Origin of the sequence: Pelotomaculum schinkii, assembly GCF_004369205.1 — a bacterium.
Classification (GTDB): Bacteria; Bacillota; Desulfotomaculia; order Desulfotomaculales; family Pelotomaculaceae; genus Pelotomaculum_C; species Pelotomaculum_C schinkii.
Window position 1 is genome coordinate 1,047,216 of sequence record NZ_QFGA01000002.1, and the last position, 18,548, is coordinate 1,065,763.

An 18,548-nucleotide genomic window follows, 5' to 3' on the forward strand; every position below is an offset into this window, starting at 1 on the left:
ATTTAATATATTTCCAGAAGGTGATTATAATGAAATTTTTCAATATGAACGAGCTTACAACAGAGCTAGAGAAAAAACGCCCGGATATTATTGAAGAGATAATTAAAGATGAGCCTAATTATTTATTGGTTCGTGATATTATCAAAACGCGAATTAAAAAAGGGCTAACTCAAGCTGAACTGGCCAAAAAATCCAGCCTTACCCAAACCCAAATATCACGTATTGAAAGCGCCCAACTCGGCAGCATTAATACCATTACCAAAGTCCTGAATGCTTTGGATTTGCGCCTTACTATCACGGAAAAAAACAAGCCAAAACTCTGCCGTTATTCAACAAAAATCGCATCACCAAGAAGGACTAGGGGGAAAAAATCCGTTGAAGAAGAACAAAAGGAACTATCAAAAGCGTGAAAAAAATCGGCATTTAGCCGATTTTTGGGGTATACAGATTAGTGTATTGATACCATTATCTGCATATCTGAACTGTAAATATTAGCAAATATATTCTATTAAAATGCTACACACCACCTGTCCCGGTATGTGGCGCACTTTGTTATTTTTTCTTGGATGCTAAGTAACTAATCTGTATATCGTAAACTTTTTCCCTTGGTACATAAGAAATTATTCCCTTATTCATTAAAATATCTAATTTCTGAACCCTTTTAAGTATCTCGCTTTTACGCTTTGGATTTAAGACTACAATTTCTTTACCATTTACTTTAAAGGGATCGCCAATAAATTCTTTTCTCACATAAAACATGTTTTGAATCAAAAGGTAGTTATCGTATTTATTTATATTAATCGGATATACTAAATCAGTTTTTTTGGGGTCATCAAAAAGATTCTTATATTTAACATTTTTATCATCATCCTTAGAGATAGGTATGCAACAATAACAATCCGGATAATTATGCTCCTCAATAACGAGAATCATAACAGGACGACTTCCATGAGTAGTTATCTTGTAACTCCTCCAGTCACAAATTTGGTGGAACTCCGAAGTTAACAAGTAAATTTTATAATTTTCTACCACGCTATTTCCTCCAGTTACACAGAAGAAGGGAACAGGATTTCCCCTGCTCCCTTCACATAAAATTTACCTATCCGCCACATTTTAGTTGCATACGGATCAGCAACAAACTTACCTATCCGCCACATTTTAGTTGCATACGGATTAGCAACAAATTTACCCATTAGTATTTTATCACCACCTCAAAAAAATATCAAGATTTTTTTTGTTTTACCTATGATAATTAGTCTCATTGGAACCATAACACGAATATTGGAGAAAAAACATAGTAATAATAAGGATTATTTGGCTTTTTAACGGGCACGTTATAAAGATTTAATACACCAACCAACCTGTTCCTCTAATTTACTGACCTGTCCAGACTGGTTGACCACCAGCTTGGGCTATTAATACCTCCAGCGCCGCCTTTTCCTCCCTTGCCCTAGCTCGGCTATAACAATTATATTAGTCAGATACTTGATTCATTTCCGTCTTAGCCCGTATTCCCAAAATTTTTGCACAACTGAGATAAAAAATTTTCTACTTATTGCCAGGTATATAACCTTCTATTCACCGAAACTAATGATCCAGCTTGCGCCACGGCATCTATCTTCCAATATAAACTCCACTCTTACTGAATCTAACTGAGCCGTATTGTAAAGCATCTCGATAAACTCAATGCCCTTGCAGCTTGATTTAGATTTAGAACCTTTCAAAAAACTTTCAGCCAGGGTAAGAATTTCTTTCTGCCTTTCAGTTGGTGATTTAAAAAAACCAACTATAAAATCGTAAATTTTTTGACCAATTTCAACATCTTGATCTTTGCAATTAACAATAACCACGCTGTTTTGTAACACCTAGCACGACTCCTTTGTTTTTTACATTATTCATCTTTCAGGTAGCAAAGGTAAGTATTTAGTATTTAGTATTAAATCTCACCTTAGTAAGTACCAATAAATCCAATAGATGCAAACTTACCTTCATCTATTTACCTTGAATAATCTCATCCTTAAATACAACAATTAAATTCTCTGGAGCATTGAAAAACGTGTAGTAAAAACTTCGAAGCTCCTCTTTTACAACGTCCAACAGTTTTTCCCTTTCATCAAGTCTCCCCGGAGGGGAGATATAGAGGGGCAAAACCCCTTTAAACAAAACCCGCCGTTTAAAACCGCCGTCCGGCTTTAGCCTAGTCAAAGTACTGCGCGGTTTCCCTGGTGCAAGGGGCGGCCGCTTTTTGGCCGGGTTGGGAGGGATACCGGACTGATTCCTACCTCAAAGGAATGCCCAGGAGAATATGCTCACGGCCTTTACCCCTTACGCCAGGGTGTAATGTGCTAGGCTAAAATAAAGTCCGGACGGCGGTTAAAAAAGCTCCGCACTAGCGAAGCTTCCTTGTAGGCCAAAGAGAATACATCCAAAATGGCCCAAAATTATATATAGGTTTTCTGGTTCTGCCGCCATCGTCAAAATTGCAAAGACAAAATAACCGGCATAAAGCCGGTTATTATTTGTGAAATCACGTATCCGTTTTTATATAATTTCAGTTTCAATTTTCTCTGTAATCCACATGCGGATTAAAGTTTGATATGGTAGCCCTTTCTTACCGGCGATTTTTTTAACGGCATCTATTTGGTTAGGCTCCAAACGCAGAGTGACAGGCTTTTTAAGCTCTCGTCTTTTTAATATTTCTTCCTCTAGTTCTTGTGCAACTTCAATATCTAAAGGCTCAAAATCATCAAGAAACTCCGCGCTGTCATGATTATCCCAAAAGCGGGCTTCTTCTTCTTCAGTTTTAAACTCAGGTATTTCTTTGGCCATATTACCAACCCCCCCTTTCACGAAGGTAATAGCGTCTTTCTGATTGGGTCATGTCTCTCGCCGTTATTACCCGAACAATACCACCTGGTTTGAGGGCAGCAACCACTAAAATATATCGTCCAGGGTCAGTTACTCCATTATACCAATAAACGCCTTTCCCGGCCTTTGCGAAATAGAGCGTCCAGAAATGCTTCTTCGGCTTCATCAGGTGTTAGGTTGTGCTTTGCTATATGTTCAATATTTCTGTTATCCCAACCGAATTTACTAATTTTCAATTATCTTTAATATATTACCATGTATTTACAATGTCAATACATTATATTCATACATATATATTTACATTGACCGGTGCCAGCCGGACGGATAAATGGACGGCGTTTAAAAAGCCTAATATAATTATATAAGTACGGAAAAGGACGGATAAATGGACGGAGTGTAGTTTCTAAGGACGGAGTTTTATTTTAACTTAAAAAGTCTTGCACCACGCGGCACTGCCGCGTGTGTGTTCTATTAGGACGGAGTCCTCTTATCCTGCCTTTCATCGCCTGCCTTTCATCGCGCGGGAGCCCAAATTTGAGATTATAAGTTTCACCTGCGGGACCGGAAAAAAATGGTCTCAATGCCGGCATTTCAAACCCATGTCCCTTCCTTGCCATAGCCTGTGGGCCTGCTGTATCTCAAACCTGCAAGATACCTCAATTTTTAATTTGGAAGGGCTAGACTGGCGTTGTGGTTTTCAAGGCCAGTCTAGTCCTTCCAAATTAAAAATTGAGGCACCCCTTCCGGACCGGAAGTAACAGGCAACCTTCCATGGTATAAGCCGTCATACTTGGCAGCCAGGCAACACGATGAGGGCTGCACGGAACGACCAGTAAAAGCTACAGAACAATACCTGCGGAGCAGGATTTGCCTTCGCAGCTCAAAAGACCAGAACACAAAAAGCCTGCGTAGGCACAAAAAGCCTCTCGGCGTGGGGCAATCCAACCAAACATGGGAAAGAAAAAAAGACCAAACCCACCCCTTTATGCACTCTTTAAGAGTACCGCCAGGCAACGCAGTAAGCCGAATGGCGGCTTATTGAACGAAAGATTTTCGATTTGCCCCAGGCGCCGGTATCTCAGACCTGCCAAAATCCTTAATTCTTACTTTTGAAGGAATAGCATTAATACTAGTATAGCGCTAGTATTATGCTATATTCATTGATAATTCAGCACTAGACCGGGGCTATCCTTGGCATTAAATAACAACGATGCCAGCCACCACACACCACTGCCATATGCAACCGGGCCAAGAGAGTTCGCGGATTAATTGGACCTAGTGGCCTATATATTAGCCGGAGGGTTAAGCTTGAGATAGTTCGACTGCAGCAGACCCTGGTGGAAGCCAGGGGATGCAAGGGAGTGCTAGCTCAAGGTTAATCCCGTAGGCGGATGTTATCATGATAACATCCGCTAACATCAAACATACAACCGTTATTTTGTTAACATTTTTCAAACGCTGTTTTGCGCCGAGACAGATGCGCTCCATAATATGCAGCTCCTCCGGTACTTGGTGGCCAACAACCTCCGCTGGCACCACGGTCAGGCCCAGGGGGGCAGCCCCGTACCGATGCGGACGATCAAGGTCCTCCAGCTCACTGGTGGTTTTGAAAAAATCGAAAAGACCTTATTTTAAGGTCCATACTAACCGCCTACGGGATAGGAACGCAATATCTCCCTCATGGCTCTGTTGGAATATAGGCACTAGTATAGTGCTAGTATTAGCATGCTAGCACAGGTATAGCATGCACGCTTTTCCATGATTTCACAGTACTAGTGCAACACTATCCCTAGGACGAAGGACAATTATTTCACGTGAAATAATTGCCCTTCGTCTTATACGTTGCTATAAAATGTTATGCCCTCCTTAACAAGCTGATCCACTCTGGCCATCACGATAGAGGTCATCATTTCCTCTCCGCACATCTGGCATTGAACAACCGGTACATCTTTGACTACTGTTCCCAAGTAGTTAAAAATGATTTTAACTGGCTTGATATTTTTACTGCCGCAACTTTCGCATCTGTGTATTAACATATTCCCCCCTAAACCATATATTCTAGCCTGAAGGCATTGATACTGTGAATTAAATTATACATCTAATCCCTCCCAAACAATAAATAATATACAATTTTACGCTATTTATTTCAATAGTTTCGTGCCCTGCATAGCTGATACACAAGCTACTGCCGGAACTACTCACACAGCTGGTTTTTAATTTATTTACAGCAGGGATTATACCCTCGGTACCATATTTAACTCCAACTACTAAATCATATTTCCACTTATAATTTTCACCTATTTTATAATGTTGCTTGAATTATTACCAATTTTTAGAATCTTAGCCATCTATAAACCCCCTAATTAAAGTTTAAAAAGGTCATTACTAGTGCAACACTATCCCTGTTACATCATAAGCACTAGCCCTACACTAACCCTAATTTATTAACCTAGTAAATAGCTAGCTTAATGCAATTATTGCAATTCACAAATACAAAGTTCTTATAAAAGCTTTCTTCTTGTCAGTAGACGATGATTTCTTGGTATTTTTGTTGTTGCTATGATCTCTTCTTGAAGTTGTTTTTGCTCTGGCAGGTTGATCGGGTTTTATGTCATTTTCTAACGCATACCTTAGCCATCCTCCCACCCTTTTGATATCGGCACCTCGGTATAGCTGTCGTCGTAGTTCTGAAAGTACTGAATCAACCTTCGCTAATGAGTAATCCCTAACGATTTCTTGTGCAAAACTAACTGAGACATCGGCTCCGGCTACTGCCCGGACGTTTGCGCGGATGATCTCCCATGCCGGTAGTTCGTCTAGTCTTTTTTCTTCCCGGGCCGGCAGCAGTTCCTGATTGCCATCTTCAAACATAGCAGCTACCGGCAAATCAAAAGCAGCTCCGTCATTTACGACAATGCTGCTTGCCTGGTCATCCTTTGAAATTACTTCCACATTGGTAGCTTCTTCAACAACAACATTATTTTCTACTGAGTATTCTTTGTACGACATACATGTCGTGTCCGGACCTGGCATATTTGTCGTATTCGGATGCGACATATTTGTCGTGTCCGGCATTTTCAGGCGTTCCACAGTTTTTATATCTTTTATATAGTAGACATTGGTCTGGTTCTGCCCACGTCGTCGCCAGGTGATGAGGCCGTACTCCCGTAGCTCAATGAGGTATCTTTGAACCTGCCTAGTACTGATTTCAGCAACTTGTGCAAGGCGTTCCTGGCCGGGAAAACACTCATTTTCCTGCCATGCGAACATCATCAATAGGCCATAGATAAGCTTTGCCCCGATACTTAATCCCCTCGCCATCATTACGGCATTAGGAACCGATGTAAAGCCTTTCTTAAGTTTGGGGTTCTCCATGATAAGCGTTTTGTCTGTCATCATATAGCCTCCGCCTCCCGGATCAGCCGGTGTTGCTGGAGCTCGATAACACATTTCCGGATCTTCTTTCTATCACTTCCGGTAAACTCTGCAAGGTAGCTCTCCGTAATCTTATCACTACGCCAGGTTAACATGAGGAATATTGAAAATAGGGCTTTAGACTCAAGAGATAATGTTTGTAATTTAAGCACGGAATTAGGAACCGAAGTCAGACCGTCCCTCATGGTGGGATCAAGAAAAATCAAATCCTTAGATTTATTTTTTGTCATCTTTAATACACCTCACTAGTCTAATGTCTAATCTGGGTGAAATAAAATAGCCGGGCGATTTTATCGACCGGTCAGAGCATTATAAATGCATCAAAACATTTTATTTTCCCTTAATAAACATCCATTTCCGTAGTGAGGTTTTTAACACAAGTCCCGCCTCCGACACCAAAAAATGCCCAGTTTTCAAGGCTTCCGGGATTTCGACCGGAAGCTTTTTGCTTTGCTTTTTTGGTCGTATTTTGCTCAGGACGTATGTGATCATACTTCTTTGTAGCGTGCGGGATGGGGTGTCAGCCGCGTACAACTTTTTGCATGGAGGGATCGCGCACATCATGGGTAAAAGGAGAAAAAATGAGCTTCAGCCTTTGACTGAACAAACGGCAGTAAAACTCTTTAAAGAAACCGTACCAGATTTTGAAGAAGCAGAAAGGCTTTTTTATGCTAACGAGAAAGCCAAGAACCGGCAGAAACGCACCATAGCCTGGCACCGAGAAAATATTCATGTCTTCAAAAAAGCCATGCGGGAGCAGGGTATCGAATTAAATATACCTCCGGCTTGATTAATATTTCCGGTTATAAGATGGGAAATTTATGTTAAAAGTCGTTCCCTTACCCAATTGACTCGTGACATCTATGCTGCCGCCTTGTAACTGAACCAGCTTTTTCACAATCACCAACCCCAGACCGCTCCCTTTTTCCTGCAGGTAACCGCCGCGCTGGTTCTTGACCTGGTAAAACCTGTCCCAAATGTGCGGCAGGTCTTCGGGGGCTATACCAATACCATCATCCTCAATGGTCAGTACCACTTCACCCTGGCGGACCTCCACCCCAACCCTGACGGTACCGTTCTCGGTGGCCCGGACAGCATTCTTCAGCAAGTTCCTGATAATCTGTTCCATTCGGTCAACATCACCGAGCACGACTGCGTTTTCTGTTTTCTTCTCGAACAGAATCGAGGTATTTTTGTTAGCGGCCACTGCCTCCATGGACATGGCTACACCTTGGGCCAGGGCGTTCAAGTCCACCGGCAGTTTTTCCACGGCGATATTACCGCTTTCCAGCCGGCTTAATGCCAATAAGTCATCTACCAGCCTGGTGATATGCACCGTTTGAGTGTAAATCGTATCCAAGTACCTTTCCAGCAAAGCTTCATCTTGCACCATACCGTCCCGGATAACTTCTACAAATCCCTGAACAGCAGTTAGAGGAGTACGCAACTCATGTGATATCTCCGCAAATAGCCGGGCTCTTCCTTCTTCCATTCTACGGCTTTCGGCCTGTATCTCCCGCAGTCGCATTGCCAGTTTATTGAGCTGACCGGTAAGGACATTGATTTCATCCAGTGGCCGTTCCTCAGAGCTTAAAATGTAACTCCCCCTGCCGATCTCCGCCACGTTTGTAGCCAAACGGGAAATCGGCCTGGAGATGGACATGGCCAGGTAAACGGAAACAATAATAATAATTACCAGTATGGCCATCCACCCAATTACCAGGTACAAACGTATTTTGTTTAAAGAAAGGTCGAGATTGGATGGATCCGTTTCAAGCAGAATGCCGTTTTCAATGACCTCTTCGTGGTCGTTGTTACCCATGGGGACAACGGCGACAAAGATGGGCTGACCTGTTTCCTGGTCAACCGCCCGGGTAATTAAGGTTTCATCTTTGTCGAGTAATTTGACGAATTTTGCATCCACCTGGCTGCCGGGCACCACTTTCTGCTCCTCTGAGGTGCCCATGATCTTTCCTTCCCGGTCAAAGATCGTAATCCTGGCGTCAAATATATCAGCCAAAAATTTCAACAAGTCCTGTCTATCGTGGATCCATTCATTTGTTTGCCCGGCAGGTGGAGCCTCCCATGTTTGGTCATTTTGCTGGAGCAAGGCAAAGTTTATCCGCTTGGCCTTGCGTAACAACTCCTGTTGGACCTGATCATAGGTTACTTGTTTCATTATAAAGCTTGAAAACATCATCAGGGCTACCAGACCGAAAACAAAAACTGTCACATTGGTAAACAAAATCCTGGTGTAAATATTTTTGTTAAATTGTTCCCGCAGCAAACGCTTGATCTTGATACAGAACCTGCCTGCGGCACGGATTGTTAAATGAAGCCTTTCCTTGCCCTGCCGGAGATAAGAATTCACGATGTAGTCTCTCCCTCTCTGACAGGAGGTGTAAACTGGTATCCCACACCCCAAACAGTTGTCAAGTATTCATGGGATAAGGACGCCAGCTTTGTCCGCAGCCTGCGAATGTGGACATCCACCGTACGCTGATCACCGAAGTAATCATATCCCCAGACAGCCGTTAACAGTTCTTGCCTGGTGAAAACCCGCCGGGGATTCTGAGCCAGGTAATAGAGCAAATCAAATTCTTTGGGAGTAACTTCTGTTTCTTTACCGTCAACCAAAACACTCCTGATATCGGCCTGGATTTCCAGCCCCGGGTATTTTATTTTCCAGTTCGTTATCGTGTCAACCGGTTGGGTACGGCGCAGCACCGCTTTTATTCTGGCTACCAACTCCCTGGGGCTAAAAGGTTTGGAAACATAGTCATCAGCCCCCATTTCCAGCCCCAGAACACGGTCCGCTTCTTCTCCTTTGGCTGTAAGCATGATGATGGGAATCATGCGTATCTCCCTTAAATTGCGACATAGCGTAAGCCCGTCCTTACCCGGAAGCATAATGTCCATTATTACTACATCGGGATTCTCCCGGTCGAACGCGGGCAGGACCAAGTCACCGTTGTTTACCCCGATAACTTCAAAACCTTCCCTTTCACCGTACAACTTGACAAGTTCCAGTACGTTTTGGTCGTCATCAACTACCAACACCTTACCCCAATACGGCATTATTTTCCCCCTCGGTTCCCCCCTCGGCAACCTTTCAACTTTTATCCTCGCACAGCCTGCAAGACCCCGTCCTCTCAGGCCGGGGATTAACAGGCTGTAAGCTCGAAAATAAGTGCGACTAAGGTTCAGAAACCAAGTCTTCTTTATTAGTCGACACCAAAAAACAAGTTCACATTACTCATCCGGCATCTTCATGATTTCCTGTACGCATATTCAAAAGTTTGCCCGGCTACACCGGCAGCTGAAGTAGGATAAACAACAAACAACCCGCCTGGGACGCGGGTAAGTTGGACAGCAGCCGGTTAAGCAATCGATTGAGGAGTTATATTTAGCATATCATCCAGCAACTTAATTTATTTATAAAGTTGTCTGCAATAATTATATTACACCAATCAGCCGGGAGCAACAGCACTTGACTGCTTTATAAATTTCCGCTTGTAACATTTATTAATATTTTTGTAATATGTTTTCTGAATTTTGTAAAATTTGGTTAATAATCCGCTGGTAGAATTATCTATAAAGTGTATTTTCCATAGACTTGTGAGATATTTCCATGACTTTGACACCTAAGTGAATATCAGCAACAATTTCAAGATCTGGCAACAGCAGATTCATCCCTTCGGCATAATTAAGCCTGATAATTAAGATTCCTGTCTTGTAACAATTGTTCATAATTTCGTAAAACATGTTCATTTTTCAGCAAACATTGGTTCATATTCTTTCAGTATAATTAACCTGCAAGGAGGAGCATAGGTTAGACATATTTCATTAGATTAACACAAAAGTGGACAAGCTTTACTTTTAATATTTGGCAAACTGCCCGAAAGGTAAGGGCGCAAATAGTGGAGACTTAATGTAACGGATTTCTATTAAAGAAAGGATAGGATAACTGTGCAGTTTGCTATGGCGCTTATTATTTTTGTTTTTATCTTAGGTGTTTATGAACAAATAAATCATAATAAAAAATTAAACCTGATCAATCTTCGAATCAATGTAAACGGCACAAGAGGTAAATCAACTGCAACAAGACTAATTACCGGTATTTTAAAGGAAGCAGGGGTTAAGGTTGTTGGAAAAACGACGGGAACCAGTGCGAGAATTATTTATTGGAACAAGGAAGAAGAAGAACCAATCAAGCGAGGCCGTCTAGGTCCAAATATTATAGAACAAAAAGCTGTCGTTAAAAAAGCAGTCAAGCTTGGCGCATCCGCATTTGTAACAGAATGTATGGCCGTAAATCCCGATTACCAGATTATTTTTCAGGAAAAGCTTGTTAAAGCAAATATAGGCGTTATTGTTAATGTTCGTGAAGACCATATGGATGTGTGCGGCCCGACTTTGGATTTTATTGCAGAGTCCTTTACAGCTACAATACCCAAAAACGGAACCCTTATTATTGATGATAGCAGTTATAATGACTATTTTACTAAAGAAGCAAAGAAAAGAAACTGCCGGATATTAATTGCAAATGAAAAAGAAATCCCAGATGGTTATCTGGAAAATTTTGAATATGTGATTTTCCCGGCAAATGTTGCTATTGCGCTGGCTGTTGCTAAAGCGCTAAACATTGACAAAGATACTGCGTTAAGGGGAATGTTAAACGCTAATCCTGATCCGGGAGCATTAATGATCCATTCCTTAGACAACAAAAGCCCCACATATTTTGTCAATGGCTTTGCCGCCAATGATCCAAATTCCACACGAATGATTTGGGAGCATATAACAGCTCTTGGTTATCCAACAAAAAATCCTATGGTAATTGTAAATTGCAGGCCTGATAGGGTTGACAGGACATTACAGTTAGCAGAAGAGGTCTTACCAAATATGGATATTGATATTCTTGTTGCAATGGGTCAGACAGTAAATCCAATTACCGAAGGAGTAAATAGTAAAAAAATATCTCCTCAGAAATACATAAATGCTGAAGGTTTGTCTCCCCATGAGGTTTATAAAACAATTAAGGATTCTTTTATAAACAGAGTAACTTTTGGCATTGGAAACATTCACGGCGGTGGCGACGAATTGGTTGAATTGATAATTCACGACTTCCCCACTGAATTAAGAACTCGTTTCAATCTGGAAACGGATCAAGTGGCACAAGTAATTTAGCTGTTATAAGGAGGGTAAATAGTTGCTTATTACGACTATTGCCACAGTTATAATTTTGGGTGTAATTTTGAGCTTGTTATTTACGGAAATTACCGGAATCTTACCTGCCGGTCTGGTTGTACCAGGATATTTAGTTTTACTTATAGATCTACCCCAGGCTATATTTTTAACATTCTTTATTAGCCTCTTGACCTATTTAATAGTTGCTTTCGGAGTGAGCAAAGTTACAATTCTATACGGCAAAAGAAAATTTGTAGCAATGATAACAGTGGCAGTAGTGTTGCAGCTTATTATGTATGCAACATTGCCCATTGATTATCGTTATATCTCCGGATTGGCAGCAGTTGGTATTGTTGTACCCGGATTATTAGCAAATACAATTCAGCGCCAAGGTTTAGCAACAACATTTTTAAGCACTGGATTGCTGTGTGCAATGACTTATGGTTGCACATTACTGTTAAAAGTCAATATATGAGAAAGGAGGTGTAAAATGAACACTTTATACGGGGAAAAAGGGGGTGTAAAATGAACACTTCATACAGGCTAATAAATAACAAACAATACATGAACACATCGGAACCTATCAGAGAAAAAAGTCAGCATGAAGCTCTTGCGGTTTTTAACACACTAACATTAAAAGAAAAATGCCTGTATCTCGTTAAGATCAGCAAGAGAAATACCGGTTTTCAAGCACTTGGGCTAATGGGATTAACTCTGCTGATTATTGCTACAGATTATCTGTTTACTAGAATTATTTAAGAAAGGAGCAAGATAAGTATGAAAAAACAATCTCTCAAAATTCTGGCTTTAGTTATGTTGTTTACATTTGGAATTAGTATAAGCGCATATGCCTTCACAACAGGCTATCGTAGCTTTGCTGAACTAGCTGCAGCTGAAGACCCTTCAGACTATACCATTAAAACTAATGATATCGGAAGCGATACAACAATTTTAGCTATACACGGAGGCGGTATTGAAAGAGGCACTTCAGAATTAGTTGAGGCATTGAACGGATACGGTAAATATAACACTTATTCATTTGAAGGGCTTAAAGCGGCTGATAATGGGAGCCTTTTTATGAAGGCTATCAATTTTGACGAGCCAACAGCTGTTAGTTTAGTTAATAAGTCAGATTACACTGTTTCTGTTATCGGAGCTGCCGGCGATGACGAAGTTACTTATATTGGCGGTCAGAATAAGTTGCTGGCAGAATTGATCAGATTACATCTTACTGCCAAAGGATATAATGTAAAAACTTTAAGTATTCCTGATCGCATTGCCGGGGTTATGGACAGCAATATAGTGAATAAGAATAAATTGTTTAATGACAGTTATCAGCTTGGCGGCGTTCAGATCGCTATTTCCAAAGGTTTAAGAGATAAGCTCGCAACTGATTCCGGTACCTTAAACGATTATTCAGGCACCATCAATCAAGCGCTAAGCGAAAGCTGGCCAACAATAGTTGAGCTCATGAAGAAGATTGATAATAATAAATCTGAAGGGTTTTTAAATAGGTTTAACCCTGAAAAGCGCAACTTCGATAAGAAAATCCAGAAAGCATTAGAAAAAGGATCAAAGAATCCCAAGGAATTAATTGAAGATGTTAAAGCAGTATCAGAAGAGTAACCTGAAAAAATACTGTTTATAAAAATAAAAGGCGGACAAGCTACCCTTGGTAGCTTGTCCAGCCTTTTATTTTTACTATGTCATTTACATATTGTTGACTGCCTCACTTATTGCGAGAACATAGCTGTTCAAGCTATCCTTATTAGTCGACAAAAACTCTGTCCTTAAGCCCTCTGATATTTCTATCTGTACTCCCCGTTCGTCTATATCTCTATTCACTATGTTATCTGGCGATATACCGGCCAGATCCTTCGGAGTATCTTTCACAGTAAAACCATGCTTAGTCAGAGATTCTTTTATTCTGTTTGCCAATTCAGTGTCCCGGCCTCCGATATATGTGAATTCTTCTGCACCGTCACACCCGTGGATTGATAATGTCCTTTTAGATTTAGAAACCATTTCCAGTGCGTATGTTTCAGCGAATTTATCTGAAGGAACATGTAGTGCAAAATTATCTGTGCTTTTTAAACCCTGAAATGAATAATAGTTGTAATTATTATGGGAAGCTAAGGCATAAGCTAATTCAGTAGTACCTTTTTCAATTTTACCTCCATGAATTGCCACAACTGTAACATTAGAATCTGTTTCATTAACTTCAATTTCATAATCAACATCTTTTTGAGAATCCAATAAACTTCTTAATTCATCAAGTTCATTTTTTTGTTCTTTTATATTTTCATTTGCAATATCTAATTGTTTTTTTAGTGTTTTATTCTCATCTTCCAATTTTGCGCCTTGGTATTTTACATAACTTGAATAACCTACCAATAAAAAGAATAATAAAGCAAATACCTTAATTGTTGTAACATGTTTTTTTATGTTCATCTCTTTCCTCCTCTGGTAGTGTTTTTAAGCTCTTGTTCTTTAATCTTGCAATCAGCAGCAATTTATAAATTGCATTGCATATTTCCTTTGAAAATTCAACAATTCCTTTGACAGCTCGCTTAACCTGTTTTTTTGTTTCGTGCCTCGGTACCAAGAAATGGTTTGGCTTGCCGGGTTTCTGTACCGCCACCATATGCTTATTATGCAAAAGTTAACTATTTTAATAGCAGCAGGTATCTGAGACTCGAAAGCCTTCATTTAATTATATCACAGCAGAGCTTTATGTTCATAGGCTCCGGCAAGGTCCTCGGCATGCCTGTGCCCGTCATAATACTGGTGATATTCTTAGTTGTTTTCGGCTTCATACTGGCGAGGACAACATTTGACCGCAGCATATATATGATAGGCGGCAATGTAACGTCTGGCAGGCCTCAATCCCAAGAATATCAGTACAAAGCTCTACATTATAAGCTCGGTTATCGGGGCCTTGGCAACTATCATACTGGCTGCGCGTATGCATTCGGGCGCTCCTACCGCTACTTTAATCCGGACTAAAAATCCCTGTCCAGTCAAATATTCTAGACTGACAGGGATTCAGTTATTTTCGAGGAAATAAATATTAAAAGGGGAAGACGGGAAGCCAGTATCTGCTACTCATTGATTTTTTCATATCGTCTTGCTCCAACATAGCGTGGAGTCCAATAACTATCTGAGATATTAAGATCACGAATTGCTACACCTTCAGATTCTGTTACGATGATAAACTGCCCATTTCCAATATACAATCCTGGTAGTAGTACCTTGCTGGATCCCTCAAAGAATAGAACATCTCCAATTTTTAAATCTTTCCTTTCTATTTCTTTTCCTAAAGCCCATTGTTGGGATGAATATCTTGGTAAATCAATATCTAAACCTGCTTTCATAACGTATTGTATAAACCCGGAGTGATTAAAGCCTTCTTTGGTATTTCCTCCTGCTAAGTAACGTATACCCAGGGTTTTATATGCTTCTTCTACGACTTTAGAATCCAGCCTCAAACTAAGCGAGTCAAAGCGCTTTACTACTGCAAGGCGGTCCAGCAAATCTTGTCCTAAATAGCTGATTGTAGTCATACCTTCGTCGCCAGAGGCATGAATTATATAATTATTTCCCAGATAAATTGCAGCATGTGATATCCCTTCCCGCCATTTTCCTGTAAAATAAATCACGTCTCCAGGACGCTTGTTTTCAAAATCGATAGTTTCGCCTACTTCACATTGCTTATAAGTTATGCGAGGCAAATAAATGTTTTTAGCATCTCTAAAGACTGTCTGAACTAAATAAGAACAGTCAAAACCATCTATTGTATCGCCACCTAACAAATAAGGAGTTCCTATATATTTCATTGCTTCTCGAATAACTAAATTCTCATTTTCCTTATAATTTTCAGGCTGAGAATAATATATATCAGCCCCCGTTAGTCGTTTTGCACCTACATATATACCTGACCAATACTCACTCTCAATATCCCTTTCCGCAACTCCTTCTGTAGTCTGAACTATAAACATACCATTTCCTTTATAAATACCAGGTATAAGACTGCTTCCCCGGAAAAACACCAGGTCTCCTGGTTGAAGGTCTTCTTTAGAAATGGATTCGCCTATTTCATAGATCCTATCGGAAAAGACAGATAGCTGTATGTCGAGGGTATCTTTAAAGACATAACGTACAAAATTAGTCGTATTAAAAAAGCCTTCGGTTGGTGAATTCCCTTCCGGGTTATAGGGTGTTCCAAGCAAATCCATAGCCTTTTCTACAATTGGATTGCTTACGACGCCTTCCTCAATAATGTTGTTAGTAAACCGTCTTGCTCCCAGCAACCTGGATTTCCAATAATCACTTGTTTCAAGATCTATTACAGCAACCCCATTAGTTGTAACAATAACAAAAATACCATTGTCTATATAAATTCCTGGTAGTCGTACACTGCTGCCTTGAAAGAATAGTACATCACCAGATTTAATATCAGCCGTATCTACTTCCATACCTACTCGCCATTGTTCGTTCGATGTTCTGGGAAAATCCAGTTTGTTTACTTCACTAAAAACGTATTGTACAAAGCCTGAATGATCAAAGCCATTTGGATCATTACCTCCAAGTTTATAAGAAGATCCTACTAATTCAAGGGCTTTTACGGCTACAGGATTTAATTCATCAGCTATATTTGTGTAGCGCCTTGCACCTTTATACCGATCCCTCCAATAGGAATCTTCTACTATATTCCTTTTTACTACCCCTTCATTAGTCGCTACAACGATAATGATATCATCGCCTTTATATATTGCCGGTATTATGTTTTTCCTTCCAGTAAAGAAAAGAACATCTCCAGGCTGTATTTCACTACGTTCTATAGGTTTACCCAGTTTCCATAACTGTGAAGGCGATCCGGGGAGGACTATATTCTCTCCCTCTCTAAATATATACTGAATAAACCCAGTGCTATTAAATCCTTCCTCCGGTGTATTTCCTCCTTGTTTAAAGGATTTGCCGATTAAACTTTCTGCAAGTAAAACCGTTTGAATTTCTGTCTCATTATTATAACCATAGGCTGGGCTTGTAACAGTTAACAGGATCAATAGGATTAACCATATGACATTTATTTTTTTAAATTGGTTCATTTTAAAATCCACCTGCTTTATCTCGCTTGTCCCTTTAAGACTCTCGCATCAAACTTTACTTGAGCTGCAAAACCTTGTTGGTTTGGCATTTTATTGGTGTTTTTCATATTTAAAGCATTCGCGATTTCATTATTGAATTCCTCCTGTAAAACTCACTGATTAATTTTTATCCAACGAGCTCTGGTAGGCCTTCCATCCCGGACACCACCTGGTGTGCCAGAACCACAGCCAGGTTATCGTTCATGTTCCTTTCATCCCACGGCACAAGGCCATGGGTTTTCAGGGGCGAGTTTTTATAAAGAGTTAGAGAATTTATATAAAAAAAATGGTAAAATATAATAAAAATATTATCTGGTGTTAAGTACGGGTTTAACTACGGAATCCCAAAGGAGATGGGACAATTGAGGGCATTGCTGGTGTATCCAAAGTATCCGGACAGCTTCTGGAGCTTCAAATACGCTCTATCGTTCGTCAACAAAAAGGCGGCGTTCCCCCCTCTAGGGCTGTTGACAGTGGCTGCCATGCTGCCCGCAGCATGGGATAAGCGGCTGATCGACATGAACGTTAAAAAAGTTACTGACGACGACCTGCGATGGGCCGACTGTGTGTTCATCAGCGCCATGGTCATTCAAAAAGTCTCGGCCAAGAAGATCCTGAACCGTTGCCAGGCCCTAGGTGTAAAGACCGTGGCCGGAGGGCCGCTGTTCACCATGGAGCCGGAGGAGTTTCCCGAAGCCGACCACCTGGTGCTGGGCGAGGCGGAGGCCTCTCTGCCACCTTTCCTTAAGGACCTGGAGCAGGGCACAGCCGGACATATTTACAACAGCAGCGAGTGGCCGGCCATGAACAGTACGCCGATACCTGCCTGGGAGCTGATAAACAACAAGGACTATACGTCCATGAGTGTCCAGTACTCCCGGGGCTGCCCTTACGATTGCGAGTTCTGCAATATCACATCCCTCTTCGGTCGCAAACCGCGTCTAAAAAATACCGCCCAGTTTATCAGCGAACTCGACACCATCTACAACACCGGCTGGAGGGGCTCGGTCTTCGTGGTAGACGACAACTTCATCGGCAACAAGAACCGACTGAAAACAGAGGTCCTGCCATTGATGATCGATTGGATGGAAAAGCACAAATACCCCTTCAGCTTCTTCACGGAGGCATCCATCAACCTGGCGGATGACTCTGCCCTGATGGTGTTGATGAGGCAGGCAGGGTTCAATCATGTCTTTGTCGGCATCGAGACTCCCAGCGAGGAGAGCCTCAAGGAGTGCAACAAGTTTAACAACATCAACCGCAACCTGATTGCATCAGTGAAGACTATCCAGAACAACGGGATGGAGGTCAGCGCTGGCTTCATCGTCGGATTTGACAGTGACACCCCATCCATTTTCGAGCGGCAGATCAACTTCATCAAGCAGAGCGGCATCATCAACGCCATGGTGGGGTTGCTGAGCGCTCCCAGCGGGACGCGGCTATTTGAGCGCCTGAAGCAGGAGAATCGGCTGCTGTCCGGTTTTACAGGTAACAACACCGACTTCTCTTCTTTGAACTTCATCCCCAAAATGAACCCCCAGAAGCTGCTGGAGGGCTACCAGAGCATCATCACCGCTATCTACGACCCGGCTGCCTTCTACGAGCGGGTATACAAGTTTTTCAAGGAGTTCAAGCCGATTAAGCGGAAACGTGCCGAACGTTTCCAACTGGTCTACATCAAGGCACTACTGCAGGCGATGTTCTACCTGGGCATACTGGAGAAAGGTCGGCGGCACTACTGGAAGCTCCTGATCAAAACCACCTTCCGCTACCCGCGCTTCCTTCCGGAAGCGGTGAGCTTTTCCATCAAAGGCTTCCACTATCGGAAGATGTTCAGGCAGATGGTGCGTCTGGAGGGAGAGGTCTAAGCGTCATGCCACCCGACCCGCTATCAGACGCACAGGGGGACAG

Annotated in this window: 19 protein-coding genes; 7 read left to right on the plus strand and 12 right to left on the minus strand. The window is 41.5% G+C overall.

What is annotated here, in order from left to right; all coding sequences use genetic code 11:
• Positions 1-29 precede the first annotated feature (29 nt).
• Positions 30-410: a helix-turn-helix domain-containing protein gene (locus Psch_RS15815; RefSeq protein ID WP_190258769.1), complete on the plus strand. Its 381-nt coding sequence runs from the start codon at positions 30-32 to the stop codon at positions 408-410.
• A 142-nt stretch (positions 411-552) separates the two neighbouring features.
• Here Psch_RS15815 and Psch_RS15820 read toward each other — a convergent pair whose 3' ends face one another.
• The 8 genes from Psch_RS15820 to Psch_RS15855 all read right to left on the minus strand — a co-directional run bounded on the left by Psch_RS15820 (position 553) and on the right by Psch_RS15855 (position 6,533).
• Positions 553-1,032, minus strand: coding sequence for a hypothetical protein (locus Psch_RS15820; RefSeq protein WP_190258770.1), 480 nt, complete (start codon positions 1,030-1,032; stop codon positions 553-555).
• Positions 1,033-1,046: 14 nt separating this feature from the next.
• Positions 1,047-1,193 (minus strand): hypothetical protein, encoded by a 147-nt coding sequence (locus Psch_RS15825; protein ID WP_190258771.1) that lies wholly within the window; start codon positions 1,191-1,193, stop codon positions 1,047-1,049.
• Positions 1,194-1,574: 381 nt separating this feature from the next.
• Complete coding sequence (locus tag Psch_RS15830; RefSeq protein WP_190258772.1) at positions 1,575-1,865, minus strand: hypothetical protein; 291 nt, start codon at positions 1,863-1,865, stop codon at positions 1,575-1,577.
• A 127-nt stretch (positions 1,866-1,992) separates the two neighbouring features.
• Positions 1,993-2,163, minus strand: a complete 171-nt coding sequence (locus Psch_RS15835; RefSeq protein ID WP_190258773.1) for a hypothetical protein — start codon at positions 2,161-2,163, stop codon at positions 1,993-1,995.
• 378 nt (positions 2,164-2,541) lie between these two features.
• Positions 2,542-2,829, minus strand: a complete 288-nt coding sequence (locus tag Psch_RS15840; RefSeq protein WP_190258774.1) for a CopG family antitoxin — start codon at positions 2,827-2,829, stop codon at positions 2,542-2,544.
• A gap of 1,874 nt (positions 2,830-4,703) precedes the next feature.
• Positions 4,704-4,904 carry a YgiT-type zinc finger protein gene (locus Psch_RS15845; RefSeq protein ID WP_190258775.1) on the minus strand — a complete coding sequence of 67 codons (201 nt, stop codon included), beginning with the start codon at positions 4,902-4,904 and terminating at the stop codon, positions 4,704-4,706.
• Positions 4,905-5,352: 448 nt separating this feature from the next.
• Complete coding sequence (locus tag Psch_RS15850) at positions 5,353-6,267, minus strand: helix-turn-helix domain-containing protein (RefSeq protein ID WP_190258776.1); 915 nt, start codon at positions 6,265-6,267, stop codon at positions 5,353-5,355.
• Positions 6,264-6,533 (minus strand): hypothetical protein, encoded by a 270-nt coding sequence (locus Psch_RS15855; RefSeq protein ID WP_190258777.1) that lies wholly within the window; start codon positions 6,531-6,533, stop codon positions 6,264-6,266. Before Psch_RS15855 ends, Psch_RS15850 begins: the two co-directional genes overlap by 4 nt.
• A gap of 332 nt (positions 6,534-6,865) precedes the next feature.
• Between Psch_RS15855 and Psch_RS15860 the strand changes: the two genes are divergently transcribed.
• Positions 6,866-7,093 (plus strand): hypothetical protein, encoded by a 228-nt coding sequence (locus tag Psch_RS15860; protein ID WP_190258778.1) that lies wholly within the window; start codon positions 6,866-6,868, stop codon positions 7,091-7,093.
• Here the strand turns inward: Psch_RS15860 and Psch_RS15865 are convergent, their stop codons facing one another.
• Both Psch_RS15865 and Psch_RS15870 read right to left on the minus strand, forming a co-directional pair.
• Entirely contained in the window at positions 7,094-8,674 is a 1,581-nt protein-coding gene (locus Psch_RS15865; protein WP_190258779.1) for a sensor histidine kinase, read from the minus strand.
• Complete coding sequence (locus tag Psch_RS15870; RefSeq protein WP_190258780.1) at positions 8,671-9,381, minus strand: response regulator transcription factor; 711 nt, start codon at positions 9,379-9,381, stop codon at positions 8,671-8,673. The genes Psch_RS15865 and Psch_RS15870 overlap by 4 nt, the downstream gene beginning before the upstream one ends.
• 891 nt (positions 9,382-10,272) lie before the next feature.
• Between Psch_RS15870 and pgsB the strand changes: the two genes are divergently transcribed.
• From pgsB to Psch_RS15890, 4 genes are read left to right on the plus strand one after another with little or no spacing between them, the layout of a single operon-like run.
• Positions 10,273-11,490: a poly-gamma-glutamate synthase PgsB gene (gene pgsB / locus Psch_RS15875; protein WP_190258781.1), complete on the plus strand. Its 1,218-nt coding sequence runs from the start codon at positions 10,273-10,275 to the stop codon at positions 11,488-11,490.
• 22 nt (positions 11,491-11,512) lie between these two features.
• A complete protein-coding gene (gene pgsC, locus Psch_RS15880) occupies positions 11,513-11,965 on the plus strand; it encodes a poly-gamma-glutamate biosynthesis protein PgsC (protein ID WP_190258782.1) in 453 nt (150 codons plus the stop codon).
• A 50-nt stretch (positions 11,966-12,015) separates the two neighbouring features.
• A complete protein-coding gene (locus Psch_RS15885) occupies positions 12,016-12,249 on the plus strand; it encodes a hypothetical protein (RefSeq protein ID WP_190258783.1) in 234 nt (77 codons plus the stop codon).
• An 18-nt stretch (positions 12,250-12,267) separates the two neighbouring features.
• Positions 12,268-13,116: a poly-gamma-glutamate hydrolase family protein gene (locus Psch_RS15890; protein ID WP_190258784.1), complete on the plus strand. Its 849-nt coding sequence runs from the start codon at positions 12,268-12,270 to the stop codon at positions 13,114-13,116.
• A gap of 84 nt (positions 13,117-13,200) precedes the next feature.
• On the opposite strand, the gene Psch_RS15895 is transcribed toward Psch_RS15890, so the two are convergent.
• Positions 13,201-13,941, minus strand: a complete 741-nt coding sequence (locus tag Psch_RS15895; protein ID WP_190258785.1) for a poly-gamma-glutamate hydrolase family protein — start codon at positions 13,939-13,941, stop codon at positions 13,201-13,203.
• A 650-nt stretch (positions 13,942-14,591) separates the two neighbouring features.
• The gene (locus Psch_RS15900) at positions 14,592-16,598 is read right to left on the minus strand and encodes a C40 family peptidase (RefSeq protein WP_190258786.1); all 2,007 of its coding nucleotides are present in this window, start codon (positions 16,596-16,598) and stop codon (positions 14,592-14,594) included.
• 401 nt (positions 16,599-16,999) lie between these two features.
• Between Psch_RS15900 and Psch_RS15905 the strand changes: the two genes are divergently transcribed.
• Positions 17,000-18,505 (plus strand): B12-binding domain-containing radical SAM protein, encoded by a 1,506-nt coding sequence (locus Psch_RS15905; RefSeq protein WP_190258787.1) that lies wholly within the window; start codon positions 17,000-17,002, stop codon positions 18,503-18,505.
• Positions 18,506-18,548 lie beyond the last annotated feature (43 nt).